Source organism: Streptomyces sp. NPDC047130 (genome assembly GCF_040643475.1).
Taxonomy (GTDB): Bacteria; Actinomycetota; Actinomycetes; order Streptomycetales; family Streptomycetaceae; genus Streptomyces.
The window spans coordinates 498150-520717 of the sequence record NZ_JBEYUK010000001.1 but is presented as its reverse complement, the minus strand read 5'-3'; the positions used below and the strand labels follow the sequence as shown (position 1 = coordinate 520717).

The following is a 22568-nucleotide window of genomic DNA, read 5'->3' as shown; positions in this document are numbered from 1 at the left end:
TTCCGACAGCAGCGAGAAGCCCACGAAACGGACGTGTTACATGGCTACCGGTCGAAGCGCGCCGAATACCGGACAACGCGAGCCGCAAACGAGTTGCGTACGAAGGGGCCGGAAAGAGCGGAGGCCCGGGCTCCCCATGAGGGGGCCCGGGCCTCCGGCGACGCCCGTCCGAGGGCCCCGCGGGGGGCCGCCGGACGGGCGGTGGATCAGGCGTGCTTGGCGCGGGACGCCGTGCGCGCGCGGTCACGCTGGTCGAGGACGACCTTGCGGATGCGCACGGCCTCCGGGGTCACCTCGACGCACTCGTCGTCGCGGCAGAACTCCAGGGACTGCTCCAGCGACAGCTTGCGCGGGGGCACCAGGGACTCGGTCACGTCGGCGGTCGAGGACCGCATGTTCGTGAGCTTCTTCTCCTTGGTGATGTTGACGTCCATGTCGTCGGAGCGCGAGTTCTCGCCGACGATCATGCCCTCGTAGACCTCGGTGCCGGGCTCCACGAAGAGCACGCCGCGCTCCTGGAGGTTGGTCATCGCGAAGGCGGTGACGGCGCCGGAGCGGTCGGCGACCAGCGAGCCGTTGTTGCGCGTGACGAGCTGGCCGAACCAGGGCTCGTGGCCCTCGTGGATGGAGTGGGCGATGCCGGTGCCGCGGGTCTGGGTCAGGAACTCCGTGCGGAAGCCGATGAGGCCGCGGGAGGGCACCACGAACTCCAGGCGGACCCAGCCGGAGCCGTGGTTCGACATGTTGTCCATCCGGCCCTTGCGGACGCCCATGAGCTGCGTGACGGCGCCCATGTGCTCCTCGGGGACGTCGACGGTCAGGCGCTCGACGGGCTCGTGGACCTTGCCGTCGATCTCCTTGGTGACCACCTGGGGCTTGCCGACGGTCAGCTCGTAGCCCTCGCGGCGCATCTGCTCGACCAGGATGGCCAGCGCCAGCTCACCGCGGCCCTGCACCTCCCAGGCGTCGGGGCGCTCGGTGTCCAGGACGCGGAGCGAGACGTTGCCGATGAGCTCGCGGTCGAGGCGGTCCTTGACCTGGCGGGCGGTGACCTTGCGGTCCTTGACGGCCGCCTTGTTGTCGGCGCCCTTGCCGGTGGCGCCGCGGCCGACCAGCGGGGAGGTGTTGGTGCCGATGACCATGGAGATGGCCGGCTCGTCCACCTGGATCAGCGGCAGCGCGACCGGGTTCTCCGGGTCGGCCAGGGTCTCGCCGATGGTGATGTCGGGGATGCCCGCGACGGCGCAGATGTCGCCGGGGCCGGCCACCTCGGCCGGCTTGCGGGTCAGCGCCTCGGTCATCAGCAGCTCGCTGATGCGGACGTTGGTGACGGAGCCGTCGCGCTTCATCCAGGCCACGGTCTGGCCCTTGCGCAGCTCGCCGTTCATCACGCGCAGCAGCGCGATGCGGCCGAGGAAGTTGTCGGCGTCCAGGTTGGTGACGTGGGCCTGGAGCGGGGCGCCCTCCTCGTAGGTGGGGGCCGGGATGTGCTCCAGGATGGTGGAGAAGAACGGCTCCAGGTTGGTGCTGTCCTCCGGGACCGTGCCGTCGGCCGGCTTGGTCAGCGAGGCGACGCCGTCACGGCCGCAGGCGTAGACGATCGGGAACTCGATCTGGTCCTCGTCGGCGTCCAGGTCGAGGAAGAGGTCGTAGGCCTCGTTGACGACCTCGTCGATGCGGGCGTCGGGGCGGTCCGTCTTGTTGATGCACAGGATGACGGGCTTGCGGGCCTGCAGCGCCTTGCGGAGCACGAAGCGGGTCTGCGGCAGCGGGCCCTCGGAGGCGTCCACGAGGAGGACGACGCCGTCCACCATCGACAGACCGCGCTCGACCTCGCCGCCGAAGTCGGCGTGGCCGGGGGTGTCGATGATGTTGATGGTGATGGGCTCCCCGCCGTCCTTGGGGTGGTACTTCACCGCCGTGTTCTTGGCGAGGATCGTGATGCCCTTCTCACGCTCCAGGTCGTTCGAGTCCATGACGCGGTCGTCGACGGACTCCAGCTGGTGCGCGGCGAAGGCGCCGGCCTGCTTGAGCATGGCATCGACGATGGTCGTCTTGCCGTGGTCGACGTGGGCGACGATGGCGACGTTGCGGATGTCGTGGCGCGTGGCCATAGTGCGACTAACTCCCGGGAGTGTGAGGTGGCCGGCGCGCGCCTCGGTGAGTGGCGCGGGGCCTTCTGCCGGGCGGATACATGCCACGGCCTTACCCCATCGTACGGGGATATGGCGGCTTCCCCCGCCCCACCCCACATTCCCGCAGGTCAACCGCCCTTTCCCGCCCCTGCCACGGGTGCCGTCAGCCCGCGAGGAAGCCGATGTCCTCGTAGCTGGGGGTGCGGAAGCCGAAGGCGCCCGCGTTGGCGACCGTGCGCTGCGCGGCGACCAGCTGCGGCCGCTGGTAGAGCGGCACGGAACCCGCCGCCGTCCAGATCCGCTCGTCCGCCCGCCGCATCAGCTCCCGCCCCTCCTCCTCGTCCAGCTCGGTGATCGCCCGCTCGAAGAGCTGGTCGACCTCGTCGGTGCCGACGCGCGTGTAGTTCTGCTCGACCACCAGCGAGCCGTCCGCCGCCGGCACCGGCTTGGCGAAGATCGGCCGCGCGTCGGTGGCCGGGTAGGCGGAGACCGGCCAGGAGTAGAGCGCCAGGTCGTACTGGCCGTTGGCGATGTGGTCCTTGAAGTAGCCGTCGTCCGGCACGCGGGAGATCTCGGTGCGGATGCCGACCCGTCGCAGCATCTGCTGGATCCGGTCGCCGACCGTGCGCAGCGACTCCGACCCCGGCCCGGCCGGCAGCACGAAGCGCAGCGACAGCGGCTTGCCGTTCTTGGCGAGCTGGGCGGCCTCCGGCCCGGCGGGTGCCGCGGTGCCGCGCGGGGCGTACGCGCCCGGCATGCCGCCGCCCTGCTGCTCGCCGGCGTCCCGGGCGGGCTTGTTGTCCTGGCCGACGACGTAGGTGGCGTCGCCGTCGTCCTTCCGGGCGGAGGGCGAGGGGGAGGGGGAGCCCGAGGCGGAGGGCGAGGTCGCGGGCCTGGCGCCGGCGGCCCCGGTGGGCGGCGCCTCGACCGGGCCGCCCTCCTTCCAGCCGGCCTCGGCCAGCAGCGCCAGGGCCTCCTCGGTGTCGTGGCCGCCCAGCGCGTCGCTGCCGTCGGCGTAGTGCGGCTGCCCGGCGAGGGCGACGTGGCTGCCGACCGGGTCGGTAGGCAGGCCCAGCGGTCCCAGCACCGTCTTCGCCAGCTCCTCCCGGTCGAGCGCCCGGGCGACCGCGCGGCGGACCCGTTCGTCGGCGAGCGGGCCCTCGGAGCCGTTGAGCGCGAGCTGGGTGTAGGCGGGCTCCAGGGACTTGCGCACGGCGAACTTGCTCAGCCCCTTCTGCTCGGCGGTGAACCGCTTCTCCGCCTCGGCCCGCTTGGCGCGCGCCGTCCGTTCCGCGGTGGCGGCCTTCTCGTCGGAGCCGTGCAGCACGGCCCAGGAGACGGTCGCGGCGGCGGCGTCCGCGGTGTCGGCGGGGCCGGCGCCGGGCGCGCCGGCGAGCAGCAGCGGGGTGCCGGCCCTGGCGGCGCCGGGGCCCATCAGCGGGGCGGCGGAGCCGCCGCCCGGGGCGGGGGTGCCCTGCGGGCCGGGGGCCGCGGAATCGATCCGCCGGGCCTGCGCGGCGTCCACGTCGGCGACGTCCAGCCTGCCCGCGACCAGTTCCGCGGTGCGCTTCTCACGCGGCACCGCGCGCAGTTCGATCCGGTCCAGCTTGGCGGGCTCGCCCCACCAGCGCCCGTTGCGCTCCAGCGTGACGCCGCCCCGCTCGCGGTCGACCGACTTCACGGTGAACGGCCCCGCCGTGAGCTCGAGCTCGTTGCGCGCGCCGTTGTTGAACGCCTCCGCGGTGCCCGTGACCTCCTTGGGGTACAGCGGGGAGAACAGGGAGCGCCAGTCGGCGTAGCGGCGGGCGAAGGTGACCTTGACCTCCAGGTCGTTCCGGCCCCGCTCGACCTTCTCGATCCGGTCGTAGCCCGCGTTGTGGGCCGTCCAGTAGGCGCTGTTGCGTCCGGAGAGCGCGTTCCACTGGGCGGCGAAGTCGGCCGCGGCGATCTCCCGGCCGTCGCTCCAGACCGCCGCCTGGTTGAGCTTGTAGAGCACCACCTGCTTGGGCTCGGTCCGCACCACCTCCGCGGACTCCAGGTACTCCGGCGCCCGCTGCGGGCGGCCCTGGGCGTCCAGCCGGAACATGGCCGGCAGGACGGCCTGGGCGACGCGGGTCGTGGTGGCGTCGGCGTCGGACTGGAAGGCGTTGAGGGTCTGCGGGACGGAGTCGACCGCCCAGCGGAGGGTGCCGCCGTCCTTGATCCGCTCGCGGGTGGCGGGCGCGATGTCGGGACCGGCGAGCGGCTCGCCCGTCGTCTCCCCGGAGCCGCATCCGGACAGCGTGGTCACCGCGAGCAGGCCCGCGGTGAGGAAGACGACCGGGCGCATGACGGCGCGCGGTCCGACACGGTGGTGGTACGTCACTGCTGCCTCCGGGGCGAGCCGCTCCGCGGACGTCCGAGCCACGCCCGAGCAACGGAGTCTTGAGTCGATTTATCCGATTGACGGATGAGATTTATGGCTCACTCAAGGGGGAGGCATCCCCTCCTGTCCCACGACACGGCGACAGTTCGCCCCGGATCCCACCCGTCCGGAGCAAGGACAGGGCCGAACGGGACGGGTCCTCGCGCGGGACCCACCGCGGTGCGGCGATCGGCACGCGATCCCTCCGCGAAGGAAGCTGGCCTGATTCAGCCGCATACCGGTCGCGAACGGGCGCACCCGGCCATACGCTCCCCCCTGTGATGCCCACCCCGTCACCACCGACCCGCCCCAGGTCCCACCGCCGCGGCCCCGCGCCGGCCAGGGCCGCCGCCGTCCTCCTCCTCGCGCTGTCCGCGCCGGTCTGGAGCCCGCCCGCCACCGCGGCCACCACCGCGACCGTGCCGGTCGCCTCCCCTGCGACCTCCCCTGCGACCCCGGCCGTGACCTCGCCTGGAGGTCTGCCGGTGGCCGCCCCGGTCGCCGCCCCCGCTGCCGCCGCTCCGGCCGCCGGGGGTCCCGCCGCCGACGGGACCGGGGCCGGGGCCGGGGGCACCGTCCTCGGGGCGGCCGAGGACCGGGCCGCCACCTCGGTGGCCGACGTGGCGCTCCCGGTGGCCGTCGGCGGGGCGGTCGGCCTGCTGGCCGGTTACGGCTACGTGCGCCGCACCCGCAGGACCCGCACCCGCACCCCGGCCACCGGCACGGACACCGGCGGGGCCGCGGAGGCGGCGTCCACGGACACCGCGCGGGGCGGCGGCGCGCTGACCCGGCTGCGGTCGCGCGCCGCGCGGGGCGACGTCCCCGTCCCGGAGCTCGAGGGCCGGGCCGGGGCGGCGCTCGCCGCAGCCGACGACTGCGTCCGCACCAGCCGCGAGGAGCTGGGCTTCGCCGAGGCCCGGTTCGGGGCCGCGGCGGTGCAGGACTTCGCCCGCGCGGTCCGGGCCGCCGAGACGGAGGTCGCGGCGGTGTTCGCGCTGCTGCACGACGCCGGGGAGCCGTCCGGCGACGGTTCGGCGCCCGGTCCCGGCCGCGTCGCGGTGCTGCACGAGGTGCTGGAGCGGTGCCGGGCGGTGGGGCAGCGGCTGGACGCCGAGGCGGAGGACTTCGACCGGCTGCGGTCGCTGGAGGACGGGACCGGCGTCCCCGAGGCGCTGACCGTCGCCGAGCAGCGGTTCCGCGCGCTGACCGGGCGGGTCGGGGCGTGCGAGGCCAACCTGGCGGCGATCGGCGCGCGGTACGCGCCGTCCGCCGTGATGACGGTGTCGGGCCAGGTCGAACTCGCGAAGGAGCGGCTGGTGTTCGCGACCAGCCGGCTCAACCGGTCCCGGCAGACCGGCGACCTGGGCGACCCGGTCACCGCGGCGATGCACCTGCGGGCCGCCGAGGGCGCGATCTCCCAGGTCGCGGCCCTGGTCAACGGGGTCGACCGGCTGGCGGCGGAGCTGGCCGAGGCGGACGAGGCGGTGCCGGACGCGTTCGCGGCGGCGGTCTCCCGGGTGGGCAAGGACCCGCTGGCCGCGCTGCGGGCGGAGGTCGACGACGGGGCCTGCGACCCGCTGGACGTGCTGCGGCGGGTGGTGCGGACGGCGACCACGGCGGTGCCGCTGCCGGAGGCGGAGCCGCCGGGCGAGGAGGACGCGCTGTTCCCGGCGGCGGTGCTGGTGGCGCGGTGTTCGGCGGCGGCGGCGGAGGACTACGTGGCCGCGCACCGGGGGGCGGTGGGGGTGCGGGCGCGGGTCCGGCTCGCGGAGGCGCACCGGTTGCTGGCCCGCGCCGTGCAGGAGCGGGCGCCGGAGGACGCGCGGGACGCCGACGGTCTGGCGCGGCAGGCGCGGCGGCTGGCGGAGGAGGACGTGCGGGCGTACCGGGACGCGTTCGGGCCGCGGGGCGGCGGCGTCGGGGGCGCGGTTCTCGGGGGCGTGCTGCTGGGCGGCGGCGCGGACGGGGGGCCGCCCGGCTCCTTCGGCGGCCCCGGCACCCGCGCCCGCCGCGGCGCCGCGGTCACCCCCCGCGAGGCCGACCCGGGCCCCATCACCCCGTAACCGCCCGCGCTCCCCCGCTCCCCGCGCTCCCCCCGCCCCCCGCGCTTCCCCGGACGCCGGGTCAGAAGAGGTCGAGGAAGGCCTCGGCGGGGTCGGGGGCGGGGGTGCCGTCCTTGGGGAGGGGGAGCTCGAACCAGACGGTCTTGCCGCGGTGGGTGCGGCGGGAACCCCACGCCGCACTGAGCAGCTGCACCAGTTGCAGCCCCCGCCCGCCCTCGTCGGTGTCCCGCGCCCGCCGCCGCCGCGGCTGCACCAGGCCCGCGTCCCACACCTCGCACACCAGCGTCCGGTCCAGCAGCAGCCGCAGCCGGATGTCGCCCTCGCCGTACCGCAGGGCGTTGGTGACCAGCTCGCTGACCAGCAGTTCCGCCGTGTCGGCCAGCGCCTCCAGGCCCCAGGAGGCCAGTTGCTCCCGGGTGTGGTCCCGCGCCCGCCCCACACTGCGCGCCTCGGCGGGGAAGGTCCAGTCGCCCACCGCGTCGCGCGGCAGTCCGCGGACGCGGGCCATCAGCAGGGCGATGTCGTCCTCGCCGTGGTGGGTGTCCAGGGCACCCAGGACCTGGTCGCAGACCTCCTCCAAGGGCCGCGTCGGGTCGGTGATCGCGGCGACGAACGCCTCCAGCCCGTCGTCCAGCGGCTGGTGGCGTGACTCGACCAGGCCGTCGGTGTAGAGGGCGAGCAGCGCCCCGTCGGGGAGCTCGACCTCCACCTCCTCGAACGGCTCGCCGCCGACGCCCAGCGGCATCCCCGGCGGCACCTCCAGCATCCGCCCGGGTCGGCCGTCCGGATCGACCACGACCGGCGGCAGGTGGCCGGCGTTGGCGAAGACGCAGCGCCGGGTGACGGAGTCGTAGACCGCGTAGACGCAGGTGGCGAGGTACACCTCGGCCGGGTCGGCGCCCTCCGGCCGGCGCGCCGTGCGGCCGCTCTTCTGCGCGGGCAGGCCGGGGGAACCGAGGCCGCGGGCGATCTCGTCGAGGGCCCCCAGCACCTCCGCCGGGCTGAGGTCGAGCAGCGCCAAGGTCCTGACGGCGGTGCGGAGTTCGCCCATGGCCACGGCGGCCCGCAGGCCGCGCCCCATCACGTCGCCGACCACCAGCGCGGTGCGGTGACCGGGCAGTTCGATGACGTCGAACCAGTCGCCGCCGACCTCGGCGGTGGAGCTGCCGGGCAGGTAGCGGCAGGCGATGTCCAGCCCCGCCGCCTCGGGGTCGCCCGGCGGCAGCAGGGAGCGCTGCATGATCAGCGCCCGCTGGTGCTCGCGCCGGTACAGGCGCGCGTTGTCGATGCAGACGGCGGCCCGGGAGGCGAGCTGGGCGGCCAGCGCCCGGTCCCGCTCGCCGAAGGGCTCGCTGCCCGTGACCCGGGCGAACTTCACCAGGCCGACCACCGTGTCGTGGGCGACCATCGGCACCGCGAGGGTGGAGAGCGTCCTGCGGTGTCCGCCGGCCGGCGGCACCAGCCTCGGCTCGGCCGTGCGCAGGGCGTCCGCGGCGGGCGAGTTGAACGGGTAGTGGTGCACCGTGCCGACCTCGTGGGGCGCGTCGTCGGCGGGGAACGCCAGGTCGGCGACGGCGCTGGCGAAGGCGACCCGGCGCAGCGCGGCGCTGCCGTCGGCGAGGCCGGGCGCGGCGTCGTCGCCGTCCAGCAGGGCCTCGTAGAGGTCGACGGTGGCCAGGTCGCAGAAGTGCGGGACGACGACGTCGAGCAGTTCCCGCGCGGTGGTCTGCAGGTCCAGGCTGTTGCCGATGCGGGCGCCGGCCTCGTTGAGCAGGTGCAGGTTGCGGCGGGCCGCGGCGGCCTCGCGGGCGGCCTCCTTGCGGGCGGTGACGTCGATGCCGAGCCAGGCGACGCCGACCGGGCGGCCGCTGCCGGCGTGGACGCGGTAGAGGTTGACCGACCAGTCGCGCGGCTGGGCGGGGTCGCCGGTGCTGCCGGTGACGTGCAGGTCGGTGACGGAGTGGCCGGTCTCGAGGACCTGGCGCAGCGCGGTGGCGACGCGTTCGGCCTCCGGGGGCGACAGGTAGTCGTGGACGCCCTTGCCGAGGTGGTCCTCGGGGCGGCCGCCGAAGACGGAGGCGAAGCGCTGGTTGGCGCGCTGGATCCGCAGGTCGGTGTCGACCAGCAGGAAGCCGAACGGGGACTGGCCGAAGATCGCCTGGGAGGCGGCGAGGTCGGCCTCCAGTCCCTGGAGGGTGCGGACGTCCAGCACCAGGCAGTGCGCGGCGCGCTCGCCCTCGCCGGTGCGGGTGGGCATCACGTGGATCTCGGCGAGCGCCTCGCGCCCGTCCCCCCGGGCGTCGCCCCTCCGCGCGTCGCCGTCCCGCGCGTCGTTCCCCCGCGCGTCGTTCCCCCGCTGCTCGCCGTCCTGCGCGTCGCCGTCCCGGTGCGGGCGCAGGTAGGGGACGACACCGGTCCATTCGCGTCCGTCGAGGATCTCGGCCATCTTGCGGCGGCCGCGGTCACGCAGGCGGGGCGGGACCAGGATCTCCACCGGGTCGCGTCCGACCGCGGCCTCGGCGGGGACCCCGAGCAGCTGTTCGGCGCGTTCGCTCCACCGGTCGACCAGCCCGTCCGGGCCGAGGGAGAACGAGGCGATCCCCAACGCGTCGCACAGTGATCCGGGCGGCCCGCTCTGCCACACGCCGTCGACGTCCAGGGCCTCTTCTCCCGGGCCCTTCGGTGGTATCCCGCCCACGCGAACCGTCCCCTCCAGCACACCCACCCGGGCCGGTCACCTCGGGCGGCTGCCCGCAGTATCCAGCACCGCGCCGCCGTGCGACACCGTCCTTCACTCCCCCGGTCTCCTAACCACCCAGGTTCCGCCCGAACCGTGAGCACGTCGGACGGCCTGAGGGATCTCGAGCCCCGACCGGAACGGTGGCCTCACCCGGGCACCGAAAGCTCGAACCACACCGTCTTCCCGCGACGGCGGGGCCGTACACCCCAGTCCCTCGCGCAGTGGCTGAGCAGCATCAGTCCGCGTCCGCTCTCGTCGTCGGGCCGCACGTCCTCCTTCCGCCGCGGCGGAAGGGGTTCCTCGTCGTCGACCTCGATGCGCAGCGTGCCCGGGGTGCCTTCGTCCGGGCCCCACACGCGCAGGTCGACGGGCCTGCCGCGACCGTGGCGCACGGCGTTGGTGACCAGCTCGGTGACCAGCAGGGCCACCGTGTCCCGCACCTCTTCCAGTCCCCATTCGCCCAGCCTGCCGCAGACCGCCGAGCGGGCGGTGGGCACGGTGAGGGGTGCGGAGGGGAGGGTCCACTCGGCGTGTTGCGTCTTCCGTATGTCGAGCACCTTCGACCACCTCTCCCGGAAGACCGTGACCGCCCGGTGGACGATCGATGTCGATGACATAGAGGCCCATACCCGGACGAAAGGTGTGATTACCGCCACATGGGCGAGATGTTCGGGGAATACGGTCAGCCGGTGGCCGGGCGGTGGGCCAGGGCTTCGCGGACCGCGGGCACGTCCTGTTCCAGCCAGTCCACGTCCCAGATCTCCCCGGGGCCGAGCCAGCGCAGCTCGTCGTGGTCCTGCAGCGGCTCCGGCGCCGGGGAGCCCGCCTCCAGGACGGCGGTCCAGACCGTCAGGACGTAGGGGTCGCGCAGCGGCCATGAGCCGGGGACCCGGCCGACGGCCCGCGCGTGCACACCGAGCTCCTCCCGGAGCTCGCGCACCAGCGCCTCCTCGGGCGCCTCGCCGCTCTCGACCTTCCCGCCGGGCAGCTCCCAGCGCCCGGCCAGTTCGGGGGGCGCACTACGGCGCGCGGCGAGCAGCCGGTCCCCGTCGAACAGGGCGGCACCGACGACGAGGACGGGAACGGTCATGCGCCGGAGCATAAGGGGTCGGGCTCAGGACGCCCCGGACGGGCCGGCGGCGCTGGTGGCCCCGATCCGCTCCACCCAGTAGAGCTGCTGGTGACCGCGCGAGTCGAGGGTGTCGGCGATCTTCTGGGCCTCCGCACGCGTGGCGTACTGGCCGACCCGGTAGCGGTTGCCGTTGTCGTCCTGGCGGATGACCTGCCAGGGCAGAGTGATCGTGCCGTCGTTCATCGCGCCTCTCCGAGTGCCGGCCCCGCGGATGAAACCGCTGTACGCATATGCCCGAGCGTACGCCCAACCTTCACGCAGCGAACACGACTTACCGCGAAGAGGCAGGACAACCGGCCACGCCAAGGGGGCGCACGCCCCCCTTCGGCGTGCGCCTGACCTTGGCGCTCCCGCACCACGGAGCGGGACGCACGCCCCCAGGTCGTCCGAAATCCGACGCCTGCGACAGCCCGCCCACCGTGGCCGGTAAGGGAGTTACCGCACCGGAAGGTGATAGGAGACGCGGTACCGGTCGGCCGGAATCACCACGTCCGCGGTCTCCACGGGCCGCCCCGAGGCGTAGAACGTCCTGCGGATGACCAGCACGACATGGCCGGGCACCCCGCCCAGCTCCAGCAGCTCCTCGGCCAGGCCGGGGCGGGCGGACACCTCCTCGGTGACGTTGTCGACCACCACGTCGATCCCGGCCATCCGCTCGACCACGCCCATGCCGCCGAGCGGGCCCTCCTCCGGCAGCATCACCGGCGTACGCCCCGTCAGGGACAGCGGCTCCCAGGAGGTGGAGAGCATCATCGGCTCACCGGCCTCCCGGAACACGTACCGGGTGCGCATCACCCGGTCCCCCGGCTCGATGGCCAGCCGCTCGGCGACCGCCGGCTCCGCGTCGGCCTGCTCGCTGCGGGACTCCCACGTCCCGCGCGCCCGGTCGTCGGCCTGCTCCTGGCGGAACGGACTGGCGCCGCCCGCCGGACGGTAGCCGGAGCGGGCGATCGGGCGCGGCACGGGCTGCTCGCGCACATAGGTCCCGGAGCCGGAGCGGCCCTCGACGAGCCCTTCGGCCATGAGCACCTTGCGCGCCTCCAGCGCCACCGTGTCCGAGACCCCGTACTCCTCGCGGATCCGGGCCTGGGAGGGGAGACGGGTGTGCGGCGGGAGCGAACCGTCGACGATCTTCTTCCGGAGATCACCCGCGACGCGCAGATACGCCGGCTGCTCACCGAATGTCACTGGCCGCTCCGCTTCCTTGAGGGTGTACAGGCAGCCACAGAGTGGCAACGGTGAGTTGCCACACGCAAGCACGGGCCAGCGTTTCACCCGAAGTGATGAACCACGGTTGACCTGGCTCTGGACGGGCAGATCCTGCCCGGCGCGGGGGCGGTTCAGTCGGTCGCCGGACTGCGGGCGGGATGCCGCTCGGGGCCGTCGGAAGGGCGGGCAGCACCGGCCGCGGACGGCCCGTCCCACGGAGCGGAACCGCCGCCGGACGCCCTCGCCCCCGCCGCGGAGGACCACGGCGGGGGCGAGGGGCCCGCGAGGCGAGGCGGGGCAGGTCGGGTCGGGTCGCGTCGGGCGGGTCGGGCGGGTCGGGTCGGGTCGGGTCGGGTCAGAGCAGACCGGCGCCCGAGAAGTACTCGAACTCGGCCGCGTCCGGGCGTTCCACGCCGAGGCCGAGGTGCTCGCGCAGGTCGGCGACGCTCCCGGCCCCGTCGGTGAGGGCCGAGTCTGCCTCGCCCCACCGGAGGTAGAAGTCGTCGGTGTCGTCGGCGCCCGCCAGCTTCTTCCAGTCGCCCCGGGCGGCGTCGATCTCGTCCGCGAGCGAGGCGGCGAGCGGGGCGGCGTCCGGCTTCCAGTCGTGCGCGCGCAGCGCCTCGGCGGCGCCGGCCAGCTTGTCGGAGACGTCGCCCGCCCACTTCCGGTAGCCCTCCAGGTCCTCCTCCACGGCGTCGAACGGCGTCCGGACCAGGGCCGCGTTGACCTTGCCCACGGCGTCCAGGTAGGCCAGCTGCTGGGCGTCGAAGTCCGCCTTGTCCTGCCGCAGTTCGCCGGTCAGCCGCTCACCGGTCTCCAGCGGCGCGTAGACGCAGACGATGCTCCGGTCGTCCACCGCCCAGTTGTCCGCCGCGGGGTAGAAGTAGGTGACGTACGCGTGCTGGAAGAGGCGCCAGGCGTCCTTGCTGTAGGAGGTCATCTCCTTCGAGCAGATGGAGTCGGCGGACTCGACCACCTCGTCCTCGCCCGGGTAGGCCCCGGCCGGGAGGTCGACGCGTGCGAAGGCCTCGCCGTCGTGCGGGGCGGCGCAGTCCACCTCCCGGATGTCGTCGACCTCGTACCGCTCCAGTTCGGCGGCGTCCTCCGGCATGCCCGGCTCGTCGAAGCAGTCGCCCGGCTCGAGCGACGCGGTCACGTTGGCCTCGCGGACGCCCTCCTCGATGCCCTCGCTGAAGCCCTTCCTGAACTCCCCCCAGGCGCCGGTGGCGAGGGCGAGCGCCAGCAGGACCGAGCCGACGGCGGAGAGCGCGATGCCGGCGATTGCCAGGCCCTTGCCGCGCTGCGGCTGCTTGCGCATCCGGACCAGGGCGGCGACGCCGAAGACGACGCCGAACAGCGGGACGCAGCACAGGACACCGAACACCAGCGAGGTGACGGCCAGCCCGCTGACCGGCGGCTGCGGGGCGAACCCGCCGTACGGGACGCCCTGAGGGGCGCCGTAGGGGGCCGCGGCGCCGTACGGGGCGGGCGGAACCGGCGGCCCGAAACCGCCGGCGGGCGGGGCCGCGGGAGGAGCGGCGGGCGGCGGGACGCTGCCCGGCTGCGGCGGCGCCCACGGGTCGGGAACCGCCCCGGGCTGCGGCGACTCGGCCGGGACGGCCTGGTGCGCCGGGTCCGTCGGGGACTTGGCGAAGGACACCGTCGGGGGCGTCTGCGCGGTGGCGTCCGGGCCCTCGGCGTCGGCGCCGCCGGGGTTCGGCGGGGTGGGTGGTTCGGTGGCCACTGAGCTGCGCTCCTCGTGCGGGTGTGTCAGGTCGGTCCGTGAGGACCGCATGCTATTCGAACGGCCTTTCCCACGGCGTGGCCGGGCCCGGGGGCGCGCCGAACGACCCCGCCCCCGTCACGGCGAGGTGACGGGGGCGGGGCGGGGAAGAGGGAGGTACCGGTCAGGACGCGCGGGCGCCCGGCCGACGGTGGATCAGAAGGTCAGACCCCAGCTGTTGACGTAGCCGGTGTCACCGGCGTAGTTGTCGCTGACCCGCAGCTTCCAGGTGCCGTTGGCGACCTCGGAGGAGGCGTTCACGGTGTAGGTGGTGTTGATGTTGTCCGTGGAGCCGCCGGTGCCGTACGCCTTCAGGGTGTAGGCCGTGCCGTCGGGGGCGATCAGCTGGACCTGGAGGTCACCGATGTAGGTGTGGACGATGTTGACCGGCACCTGCAGGGCGGACGGCGCGTTGCCGGTCACGCCGCTGACGGTGATCGGCGACTCGACCGTGGTGTTGTCGCGGATCGTGTAGTCGGCGTCGTTGGTGAAGGACTTGCCGGGGGGCGGGGTGGTCCCGCCGCCGGTGCCGACGTACAGCAGGCGGTTGGGGGAGCCGGTGCCCGGGTTGGTGACCTTGCCGGAGACCGAGTTGGCGATCAGCGCGGAGGCGACGGCGGCCGGCGTGGCCGACGGGTTGTCGGCGAGGTAGAGGGCCGCGGCGCCCGCGACGTGCGGGGTGGCCATCGAGGTGCCGGAGATGGTGTTGGTCGCCGAGTCGCCGGTGTACCAGGCGGAGGTGATCGACGAGCCCGGGGCGAAGATGTCCAGCACCGAGCCGTAGTTCGAGTAGCTGGCGCGCGCGTCGGTGTTGGTGGTGGCGCCGACGGTGATGGCCTCGGTCACGCGGGCCGGCGAACCGGTGGCGGTGACGGACTCGTTGCCCGCGGCGACCGCGAAGGTCACGCCGGAGGTGATGGCCCGGCGCACCGCGGCGTCCAGGGTGGTGGAGGCGCCGCCGCCGAGGGACATGTTGGCGACGGCCGGCTTCACCGCGTTGGCCGCGACCCAGTCGACGCCGTCGATCACGCCGGCGGTGGTGCCGGAGCCGTCGTTGCCGAGCACGCGGACGCCGACGATGTTGGCCTTCTTGGCCACGCCGTAGGTGGTGCCCGCGATGGTGCCGGCGACGTGGGTGCCGTGGCCGTTGCCGTCCTGGGCGACGTTGTCGCCGTCCACCGCGTCGTAGCCGTTGCGGGCGCGGCCGCCGAAGTCGCTGTGGGAGATGCGCACGCCGGTGTCGATGACGTACGCGGTGACGCCGGCGCCGGCCGTGTCGTCGTAGGTGTACGAGCTGTTCAGCGGCAGCGAGGTCTGGTCGATGCGGTCCAGGCCCCAGGTGGGGTTGGTCTGCGTCGCCTGGGTGGTGAAGGTGCGGTTCTGCTCGACCAGGGCGACGGCCGGGTCGGCGGCCAGCTTGGCGGCCTCGGCCTCGGTGGCCTCGATGGTGTAGCCGTTGACCGCCTTGCGGAAGGTCTTCTCGACCTCGGCGCCGTGCTTCTCGGCGACGCCCTTGCCCTTGGCCGTGTTGGCCTTGGTGTCCGACTTCAGCGTGACGATGTAGCTGCCCTTGACCGCGTTCTCGGCGTTGGCGTAGGCGATCGTGCCGGTGGCCTCCGCCGCGCTCGCGGGGAGCGCGGTGAACAGGCCGCCGGTGAGGGCGGCGGCCGCCAGGGCGCTGACGCCGGCGAGCATTCTGCTACGGGAGCTCCGCATCACTGCCATCTGAGAGTTCCTCCTGCTAGGGCTGGGTGGAGCGCTGGTGTGGGGACCGTTGCGCCTGCCGCGAGGCGGACGCGGCGACAGGTGCATGCCAATGCGTGGTCACCACGACCCCGACGGCTCCAGCTGTCACCAAGCCGAAAGATTGAAGCGTCTACGCGGATTGCACAAGAGGCTCTGCGCGCATACCGGGCGCGGCTTGGTGCATCTGTAACACCCGTTTCACAAACGGGCACGACACAACGACACCAAACGGCACACACACGCTGGGTAAACGAGACGAGCGTCACAGTGCGGTCCGCACAGCCGCCGAAGCGCGCCTCCCATCCCCTTTGCGGGCAGCCCCGGCACTCCGTCTGACCAGGCACGAACCCCTACGGGACGCCCGACGTACACCTTTCGGACACCGCCGCCCCCACAGCCGCCCTCCCGCCGGTCCGTCACGCAGGGTGACTGCCACCCGGCCGCTCCCGCGGCACCGGGCGACCCCAACTCCTGCGCTCCGCGCACCTGTTCACCGACCGACCCTTGACCCTTGTGGTCCAGACCAATAACGTCCGGGCATGCGTCTGCCTCGAAGACTCCTCTCTTCGGCGGGAGTTGTCGCTTCCGCCCTCGCTCTGGTCGTCGGGCTCGCCCCGGCATCGTCCGCCGCTCCCCAGTCCGCCACCGCCGGCTCGTCGGCGCACGGCAAGAACACGCTCCGTCAGGTCGGTTACTTCACCCAGTGGGGCGTCTACGGGCGCGACTACCAGGTTCAGGACATCGACCTGAGCGGCGCCGCCGAGCGGCTGACCCACCTCAACTACGCCTTCGGCAACGTGAGTCCGCAGGGCGAGTGCCTCATGGGGAACATCCCCGGCGAGGCCGACGCCTGGGCGGACTACGTGCGGCCGCTGGACGCCGCCACCTCCGTGGACGGACTGGCCGACACCTGGGACCAGCCCCTGGCGGGCAACTTCCTCCAGCTGAAGAAGCTGAAGCAGAAGCACCCCGGCCTCAAGGTGATGATCTCGCTCGGCGGTTGGTCATGGTCGACCCACTTCTCCGACGCGGCCCGCACCGACGCCTCCCGCAAGCGGTTCGTCTCCTCCTGCATCGACCTCTACATCAAGGGCAACCTGCCCGCGGACAGCGGTCGCGGCGGTCCGGGCTCGGCGGCCGGCGTCTTCGACGGCATCGACCTGGACTGGGAGTGGCCCGGCTCCGAGGGTGACGTGGACACCGTCTTCCGGCCCGAGGACCGGAAGAACTTCACCAAGCTGGTCGCGGAGTTCCGCAAGCAGCTCGACGCCCTGGGCAAGCGCAAGCACCGGCACTACGAGCTGTCCGCGTTCGTCCCCACCGCCGAGTCCAAGATCGACGCCGGCTTCGAGGTTCCCAAGATCATGCGGAACCTGGACTTCGTGACCCTCCAGGGCTACGACTTCCACGTCAGCGGCGAGCCGGTCGCCAACCAGCAGTCGGCGCTGTTCGCGGACGACGACTTCAGCGTCCACGGCACCGTGGAGGCCTGGCTGGACCGCGGGGCCCCCGCCCGCAAGCTGGTGGTGGGCGTCCCCTTCTACGGCCAGGGCTGGACCGGCGTGACCGGCGGCGGTGACGGCCTGGGCCAGCCCGCGGCCGGGCCCGCCCCCGCCACCTGGGCCAACGGGTACGGCGACTACAAGGAGCTGAAGGCCCTCGTGGAGTCCGGTGACTTCACCGTGCACCGCGACCGGCGGAACGGCCACGCCTGGATCTTCGACGGCACCACGCTGTGGACCTACGACGACCCGCAGGTGCTCGCCCGCAAGGCCGAGTACGTGAAGGACCGCCGGCTCGGCGGCGCCATGATCTGGTCGCTGGACGGCGACACCGCCGACGGCGAGCTGATCAAGGCACTGGACGCCGGCCTCAACGGCTGACCGGCCGACGCGGCAGGGCCGCCCACGACCCCCTCGGCAGGGGCGCGGGCGGCCCTGTCCGCGTTCCGCGGGCGGCCCTGACCGCGTTCCGCGGGGCGTTCGCGACCGCGGGAGGGCGGAACATCACCCGCCGCTCACGGCGCGGTCACGGGTCCGGCGCGGTGTGTCCGGTCCGATACCGAAGCGCAACAGACCGTCACGCACGTTCCCCGCCGCCCGGGCGTCACAGTGGCGCCAGGAAGGAACCGGCGCCGTCCGCGCCGAACATCCGAGGGGGAAACGGCAGATGACGTTCGCGGCAAGGACGACGACAAGTACAGGGACGAGGACAGGGACGAGGACAGGGACAAGGACCGGTGACAGGGCCAAGGGCAGGTCCGGCAGGACGGGCGGCAGGTCCGGCGACGTGACCGCGCCCAGGAACACGCCCAGGACCGCCGGGCGGCGGCGGGGGCTCGGCGCCCTCCTCGCGGGGACGGCCGCCGCGGGGCTGCTGCTCACCGGCTGCGGCGCGAGCGGCGACAGCTCCTCCGGGAAGGCCGCCGACGCCCCCGCCACCCGGGAGGACGGGCCGGCGCCCGCCCCGTCGGAGCGCGGCGGGGACCGGCTCTCCACCTTCGCGCTGGACGTGGACACCGCGTCCTACGGCTACGCCCGGCGCGTCCTGAGCGAGGGCGGCCTGCCCGAGCCGTCGACCGTCCGGCCGGAGGAGTTCGTCAACAGCTTCCGCCAGGACTACGACCGTCCCGACGGCGACGGCTTCACGGTCACCGTCGACGGGGCGCGGGCCGGGGACGGCGACTGGGCGCTGATGCGGGTGGGCCTCGCCACCCGCCCGGAGCCCGCCGACGACGACGCCGGACGACCGCCGGCCGCGCTCACCTTCGTCGTGGACGTCTCCGGCTCGATGGCCGACGAGGGCCGCCTGGACCTGGTGCGGCAGGGGCTGCGCACGATGACCGGGCGGCTGCGCGACGACGACTCCGTCGCCCTCGTCTCGTTCAGCGACGAGGCGGAGACCATCCTGCCGGCGACCCGGCTCGGCGGGAACCGCGACCGGGTGCGCGAGGCCGTCGACCGGCTGGAGGTGGACGCCTCCACCAACCTGGGCGCGGGCGTGCGGGCCGGGTACACCGCGGCGCTGGACGGACTGCGGGACGGCGCGACCAACCGGGTGGTGCTGATGTCGGACGCGCTGGCCAACACCGGGGAGACGGACGCCGACGCGATCCTCGAGGAGGTGTCGCACGCCCGCCGTGACCACGGCATCACGCTCTTCGGCGTGGGCGTCGGCAGCGAGTACGGCGACGACCTGATGGAGCGCCTCACCAACCGCGGCGACGGCCACACCGTGTACGTCTCCACCGCCGAGGAGGCGGACCGGGTGTTCTCCGAGGACCTGCCGCGCAACGTCGACCTCACGGCGCGGGACGCGAAGGCGCAGGTGCGGTTCGACCCGCGGACGGTGGCCGAGCACCGGCTGATCGGTTACGAGAACCGGAGGATCGCCGACGAGGACTTCCGCGTCGACCGGGTCGACGGGGGCGAGGTCGGGCCGGGGCACACCGTCACGGCCCTGTACGCGGTGCGGCTCGAGGACGGGGCGTCCGGGCGGCTCGCCACGGCCACGGTGCGGTGGCTGGACCCCGCGTCGCGCGAGCCGCACGAGGCGTCGCGCTCGCTGAGCACCGAGCGGCTGCACGGCTCGGTGCGGGAGGCGTCCGCGCGGTTCCAGGTCACGGCGGTGGCGGCGCACTTCGCGGCGGCGCTGCGCGAGAACGGGTTCGGGCCCGAGACGCCGACCCTGCGGGGGCTCGCGGAGCACGCCGACACGCTGGCCTCCCGGACGGAGGACCCCCAGGTCGAGGAGCTGGCCCAGGCGATCCACCGTGCGGCGGAGCTCCGCGGGGACGAGTGACGGCGGCGAGTGACGGCGGCGAGTGACGGCGGCCCGTGACGGGCGACGGGCGGCGCGCGCCCGGGACGGGGCTGGACGGGAGCGGGGCCGGCGGCGAGGGCGGGGGCTGCGCAGGCGTCGCCCCGGCCCTGCTGGGTGCGCGGGGCCCGCGCGGACGCCCGGCCCCGCCCGGCGGGGCCGGGGCTCCACCCCCGTGCACACGGGACCCGCGCCTCGGCGGGTGTGCGCCGTGGCGGACCTGCACCTCGGCGGGTGTGCGCCGCGGCGGACCCGCACCTCGGCGGGTGTGCGCCGCGGCGGACCCGCACCTCGGCGGACCCGCGCCCCCGGCCGACCCGCGCCGTGGCGGGACCGCGCCCCGGCGGGCCCGCGGCTCGGCGGGCGTGCGGCGCGTCGCGTGCCCCGCGACGGGGGTCACTTCCCGGGGCGGGTCCACTCGTACGGCGTGGTCGTGGTGACGCGGAGGAACCCGTAGCGTTCCAGGATCGGGCGGCTGTACTCCGTGGAGTCGCTGTGGACGAACCGCTTGCCCAGCGCGATCGCGGACCTGGCCCGCGCCGCCGTGAGGGCCCGGTAGATGCCCCGCCCCCGCCACTCGGGCAGGGTGACCCCGCCCCAGATGCCGGCGAACTCGGTCCCGGCGACGGGCTCGAGGCGCCCGGCGGTGACCACCCGCCCGTCCGTCTCGGCGACCCACAGTTCCAGGTCCTCGCCGGCGGCCAGCCTCCGCAGCAGCTCCGCGGCGGACCGGTCGGCGTCGCCGTGCCCGAACCCCCGCGCCTGCATCGCGCACATGGCCCGCACGTCCGCCTCCGCCGTGACCCGCCGCAGCGTCACCCCCTCGGGCAGCGGCGGCTCCTGCCCGGCCAACGCCCGGACGTCGCCGATCATGACCGACTCGGGCTCGTCCGGCACGAACCCGTGCTCCAGCAGCGCCTCGTGCAGACCGGGCGCGTGGTCGTGTCCCCGCGTCTTCCACTCCGCCTCGCGCACCGCCGGGTCCGCGCGGAAGTGCTCGACCGCCCCCGCGACCAGGCGCCGCACCTCCGCGGCGTCGGCCCCGCCGAGGTCCTGGTAGGTGACGAAACCGCGGCCGCCCTCGTAGAGGGCGAGGTGCAGCGGGCCCAGCCGGGTCACGGCGAGGGCGGCGGCGGTCTCCGCCTCGGTACGCAGCTGGGTGTCGTAGGCCCGCAGGGCCGTGGTGTGATCCATGGGGCCCGACTCTGGGGGGCCGGGTCCCGCCCCGGCAACCGAATTGTCAGGGCCGCATCGACCGGTTGGGCCACCACACCCGCGCCCCCAGGTCCCGGGCCAGCGCCGGAACCAGCAGCGAGCGCACCACCAGCGTGTCCAGCAGCACGCCGAAGGCGACGATGAACGCGATGAACGCCATGAAGGCCAGCGGGATCACGGTCAGCGCGGCGAAGGTCGCGGCGAGCACCACGCCGGCCGAGGTGATGACCCCGCCGGTGGCGGCGAGCCCGGTGCGGATGCCCTCGCGGGTGCCGTGCCGCAGCGACTCCTCGCGCACCCGGGTCATCAGGAAGATGTTGTAGTCCACGCCCAGCGCCACCAGGAACACGAATCCGTACAGCGGCACCGAGGCGTCCGTGCCGGTGAAGCCGAACCCGTACCGGAAGACCAGCGCGGTGATGCCCAGGGTGGCCAGGTAGTTGAGCCCCACGGTCAGCACCAGCAGCACCGGGAGCAGCAGGCCCCGCAGCAGGACGACCAGGATGAGCAGGATGATCGCCAGCACCACCGGGACGATCAGCGTGCGGTCCCGGGCGGCGGTGGCCTGGGTGTCGTACTGCTGGGCGGTGTAGCCGCCGACCAGTGCGTCGGCGCCCTCGACCGCGTGCACGGCCTCGCGCAGCCGGGGGACGGTCTGCTTCGCGGCGTCGCTGTCCGCGGCGTCGTCCAGCGTGGCGTCGATCCGCACCTTGCCGTCGACCACCAGCGGCTCGCCGCGTCCGGGGCCCTCCGTGGTGACCGGCACGGCCCGGCTGACGCCCTCGGTCGCCGCGGCGGCGCGGACCACCTCCTCGGTCCGGTCGGCGCGGGCGACGATGACCGCGGGGTTGCCGGAGCCGGCCGGGAAGTGCTCGGCGAGCGCCTGCTGTCCGGAGACGGAGGGGGCGTCGTTGACGAAGATCTCGTCCAGCGGCGTCCCCTTGGCGTCGAGCAGCGGCGAGAAGGCGGCGCAGGCGGCGAGGCCGACCAGGGCGGTGACCCAGATGCGGCGCGGGCGCCGGTCGACGAGGTCGGCGACCTTGTGCCACAGCCCGTGCTCCCGACGCGCCTTCTGCTTGGCCGAGGCGGGGCGGGTGGGCCAGTAGGCGGCGTTGCCGAGCAGCACCAGCACGGCCGGCAGGAAGGTGAGCGCCGCGGCGATCGCGCAGACCACGCCGATCGCGCCGACCGGGCCGAGCGCCCGGTTGTTGGAGAGGTCGCTGATCATCAGGGCCAGCAGGCCGAGGGCGACGGTGAGGCCGCTCGCGGTGACCGCGCCGGCGGTCTGCCGCCAGGCGGTGCGCATCGCGGCGTACTTCTCGTGCCCGAGGGCGAGTTCCTCCCGGAAGCGGGCGGTGAGCAGCAGGGCGTAGTCGGTGGCCGCGCCGATGACCAGGATGAACAGGATGCCCTGCACCTGCCCGTCGACCGTCACCACGTCCCGCCGGGCCAGGGCGTACACCACCGCGCAGGCCAGGGCGAGGGCGAACACCGCGGTGACGATCACGACCAGCGGCAGCAGCACGCTGCGGTAGACGACCAGCAGGATCAGCAGCACCACGACGAGGGCCACCAGGAGCAGGATGCCGTCGATCCCGGCGAAGGCGTCGGCGAGGTCGGCCTGGGTGGCGGCGGGCCCGGTGACGTACGACCGCAGCCCCTCCGCCTCTCCCGCCGCCTCGCGGATGGTGGCGACCGCCTCCTCGGTCCGGTCCTCGCCGGCCGACTCCAGCGGCAGCACGGCGGAGAGCGCCCGCCCGTCCTCGGAGGGGATCAGCCGCGCCTCGCCGGGGGTGCCGGACACCACGCCGGGGGTCCGTGCGGCCTCGGCGAGCGCCTGGTCCGCCTCCTGGCGCTGCCGCGGGGTGACCCGGCCGTCCTCCGCGACCCACACCAGGATCGCCGGGACGGTCCGGTCCCGCTCGAACTCGCGCTGGAGCTCGGCGACCTGGGTCGACTCGGCGCTCTCCGGGAGGAACGCGCCCTGTTCGTTGGTGGCGACGCCGCTGAGCTTGCCGGCGTACGGGCCGAGGAACCCACCCGCCAGCAGCCAGACGACCACCACCAGCAGAACCGGGACGAGCCGGCGCCACCGGCGGGTTGCTTGCATGATTCGTTGCCTCCGCTGAGCCGTGCGGCCTTCCGCCCTGCGCGGAGCCTACGGTCCGAGGTGCCCGGTGCCCCGGTGGGCGCGCCCCATCCCCCCGATTCCGCCCCCGGGCACCCGGCCCCGGCCCGCGGGCGCGTTCACCTTCCGGAAGTACCCCCTGAACACGCGTTCGGTGAAACGGCGTCACCTGGGTAGACGCCCGACGACGAGCA

Annotated in this window: 14 protein-coding genes; 3 read left to right on the top strand and 11 right to left on the bottom strand. The window is 74.3% G+C overall.

Features of this window, described 5'->3' with window-relative positions; translation table 11 throughout:
• Nucleotides 1-206: 206 nt before the first annotated feature.
• The gene (gene typA, locus ABZ836_RS02270) at nt 207-2114 is read right to left on the bottom strand and encodes a translational GTPase TypA (protein WP_356137120.1); all 1908 of its coding nucleotides are present in this window, start codon (nt 2112-2114) and stop codon (nt 207-209) included.
• A 184-nt stretch (nt 2115-2298) separates the two neighbouring features.
• The gene (locus ABZ836_RS02265) at nt 2299-4464 is read right to left on the bottom strand and encodes an ABC transporter family substrate-binding protein (RefSeq protein WP_361138554.1); all 2166 of its coding nucleotides are present in this window, start codon (nt 4462-4464) and stop codon (nt 2299-2301) included.
• Nucleotides 4465-4817: 353 nt separating this feature from the next.
• Between ABZ836_RS02265 and ABZ836_RS02260 the strand changes: the two genes are divergently transcribed.
• Nucleotides 4818-6602, top strand: a complete 1785-nt coding sequence (locus ABZ836_RS02260) for a hypothetical protein (protein ID WP_361138422.1) — start codon at nt 4818-4820, stop codon at nt 6600-6602.
• Between the two features lie 61 nt (nt 6603-6663).
• Here the strand turns inward: ABZ836_RS02260 and ABZ836_RS02255 are convergent, their stop codons facing one another.
• The 7 genes from ABZ836_RS02255 to ABZ836_RS02225 form a co-directional block, all read right to left on the bottom strand.
• Nucleotides 6664-9300, bottom strand: coding sequence for a SpoIIE family protein phosphatase (locus ABZ836_RS02255; RefSeq protein ID WP_361138419.1), 2637 nt, complete (start codon nt 9298-9300; stop codon nt 6664-6666).
• A 188-nt stretch (nt 9301-9488) separates the two neighbouring features.
• Nucleotides 9489-9959 (bottom strand): ATP-binding protein, encoded by a 471-nt coding sequence (locus tag ABZ836_RS02250; RefSeq protein WP_356137114.1) that lies wholly within the window; start codon nt 9957-9959, stop codon nt 9489-9491.
• A gap of 65 nt (nt 9960-10024) precedes the next feature.
• Entirely contained in the window at nt 10025-10432 is a 408-nt protein-coding gene (locus tag ABZ836_RS02245; RefSeq protein WP_356137112.1) for a (deoxy)nucleoside triphosphate pyrophosphohydrolase, read from the bottom strand.
• A 24-nt stretch (nt 10433-10456) separates the two neighbouring features.
• Nucleotides 10457-10657 carry an SPOR domain-containing protein gene (locus tag ABZ836_RS02240; RefSeq protein ID WP_356137110.1) on the bottom strand — a complete coding sequence of 67 codons (201 nt, stop codon included), beginning with the start codon at nt 10655-10657 and terminating at the stop codon, nt 10457-10459.
• A gap of 252 nt (nt 10658-10909) precedes the next feature.
• Complete coding sequence (locus ABZ836_RS02235; RefSeq protein ID WP_356137108.1) at nt 10910-11662, bottom strand: GntR family transcriptional regulator; 753 nt, start codon at nt 11660-11662, stop codon at nt 10910-10912.
• Nucleotides 11663-12038: 376 nt separating this feature from the next.
• Complete coding sequence (locus tag ABZ836_RS02230; protein WP_361138413.1) at nt 12039-13427, bottom strand: DUF4190 domain-containing protein; 1389 nt, start codon at nt 13425-13427, stop codon at nt 12039-12041.
• 195 nt (nt 13428-13622) lie between these two features.
• Nucleotides 13623-15191, bottom strand: coding sequence for a S8 family peptidase (locus ABZ836_RS02225; RefSeq protein ID WP_356137104.1), 1569 nt, complete (start codon nt 15189-15191; stop codon nt 13623-13625).
• 560 nt (nt 15192-15751) lie between these two features.
• Here ABZ836_RS02225 and ABZ836_RS02220 point away from each other — a divergent pair.
• Both ABZ836_RS02220 and ABZ836_RS02215 read left to right on the top strand, forming a co-directional pair.
• On the top strand, nt 15752-17095 hold the full coding sequence (locus ABZ836_RS02220; RefSeq protein ID WP_361138410.1) for a glycoside hydrolase family 18 protein: 1344 nt from the start codon (nt 15752-15754) through the stop codon (nt 17093-17095).
• Between the two features lie 406 nt (nt 17096-17501).
• A complete protein-coding gene (locus ABZ836_RS02215) occupies nt 17502-19013 on the top strand; it encodes a von Willebrand factor type A domain-containing protein (protein ID WP_361138406.1) in 1512 nt (503 codons plus the stop codon).
• 414 nt (nt 19014-19427) lie between these two features.
• Here the strand turns inward: ABZ836_RS02215 and ABZ836_RS02210 are convergent, their stop codons facing one another.
• Entirely contained in the window at nt 19428-20225 is a 798-nt protein-coding gene (locus tag ABZ836_RS02210) for a GNAT family N-acetyltransferase (RefSeq protein ID WP_361138403.1), read from the bottom strand.
• A gap of 46 nt (nt 20226-20271) precedes the next feature.
• Entirely contained in the window at nt 20272-22359 is a 2088-nt protein-coding gene (locus tag ABZ836_RS02205; protein ID WP_356137180.1) for an MMPL family transporter, read from the bottom strand.
• Nucleotides 22360-22568 lie beyond the last annotated feature (209 nt).

Excerpts from the sequence above, each read along its gene's own strand:
- ABZ836_RS02220 (WP_361138410.1), top strand. The coding sequence starts at position 15,752 with ATGCGTCTGCCTCGAAGACTCCTCTCTTCGGCGGGAGTTGTCGCTTCC.
- typA (WP_356137120.1), bottom strand. The coding sequence starts at position 2,114 with ATGGCCACGCGCCACGACATCCGCAACGTCGCCATCGTCGCCCACGTC.
- ABZ836_RS02210 (WP_361138403.1), bottom strand. The coding sequence starts at position 20,225 with ATGGATCACACCACGGCCCTGCGGGCCTACGACACCCAGCTGCGTACC.
- ABZ836_RS02225 (WP_356137104.1), bottom strand. The coding sequence starts at position 15,191 with ATGGCAGTGATGCGGAGCTCCCGTAGCAGAATGCTCGCCGGCGTCAGC.
- ABZ836_RS02240 (WP_356137110.1), bottom strand. The coding sequence starts at position 10,657 with ATGAACGACGGCACGATCACTCTGCCCTGGCAGGTCATCCGCCAGGAC.
- ABZ836_RS02250 (WP_356137114.1), bottom strand. The coding sequence starts at position 9,959 with ATGTCATCGACATCGATCGTCCACCGGGCGGTCACGGTCTTCCGGGAG.
- ABZ836_RS02265 (WP_361138554.1), bottom strand. The coding sequence starts at position 4,464 with ATGCGCCCGGTCGTCTTCCTCACCGCGGGCCTGCTCGCGGTGACCACG.
- ABZ836_RS02245 (WP_356137112.1), bottom strand. The coding sequence starts at position 10,432 with ATGACCGTTCCCGTCCTCGTCGTCGGTGCCGCCCTGTTCGACGGGGAC.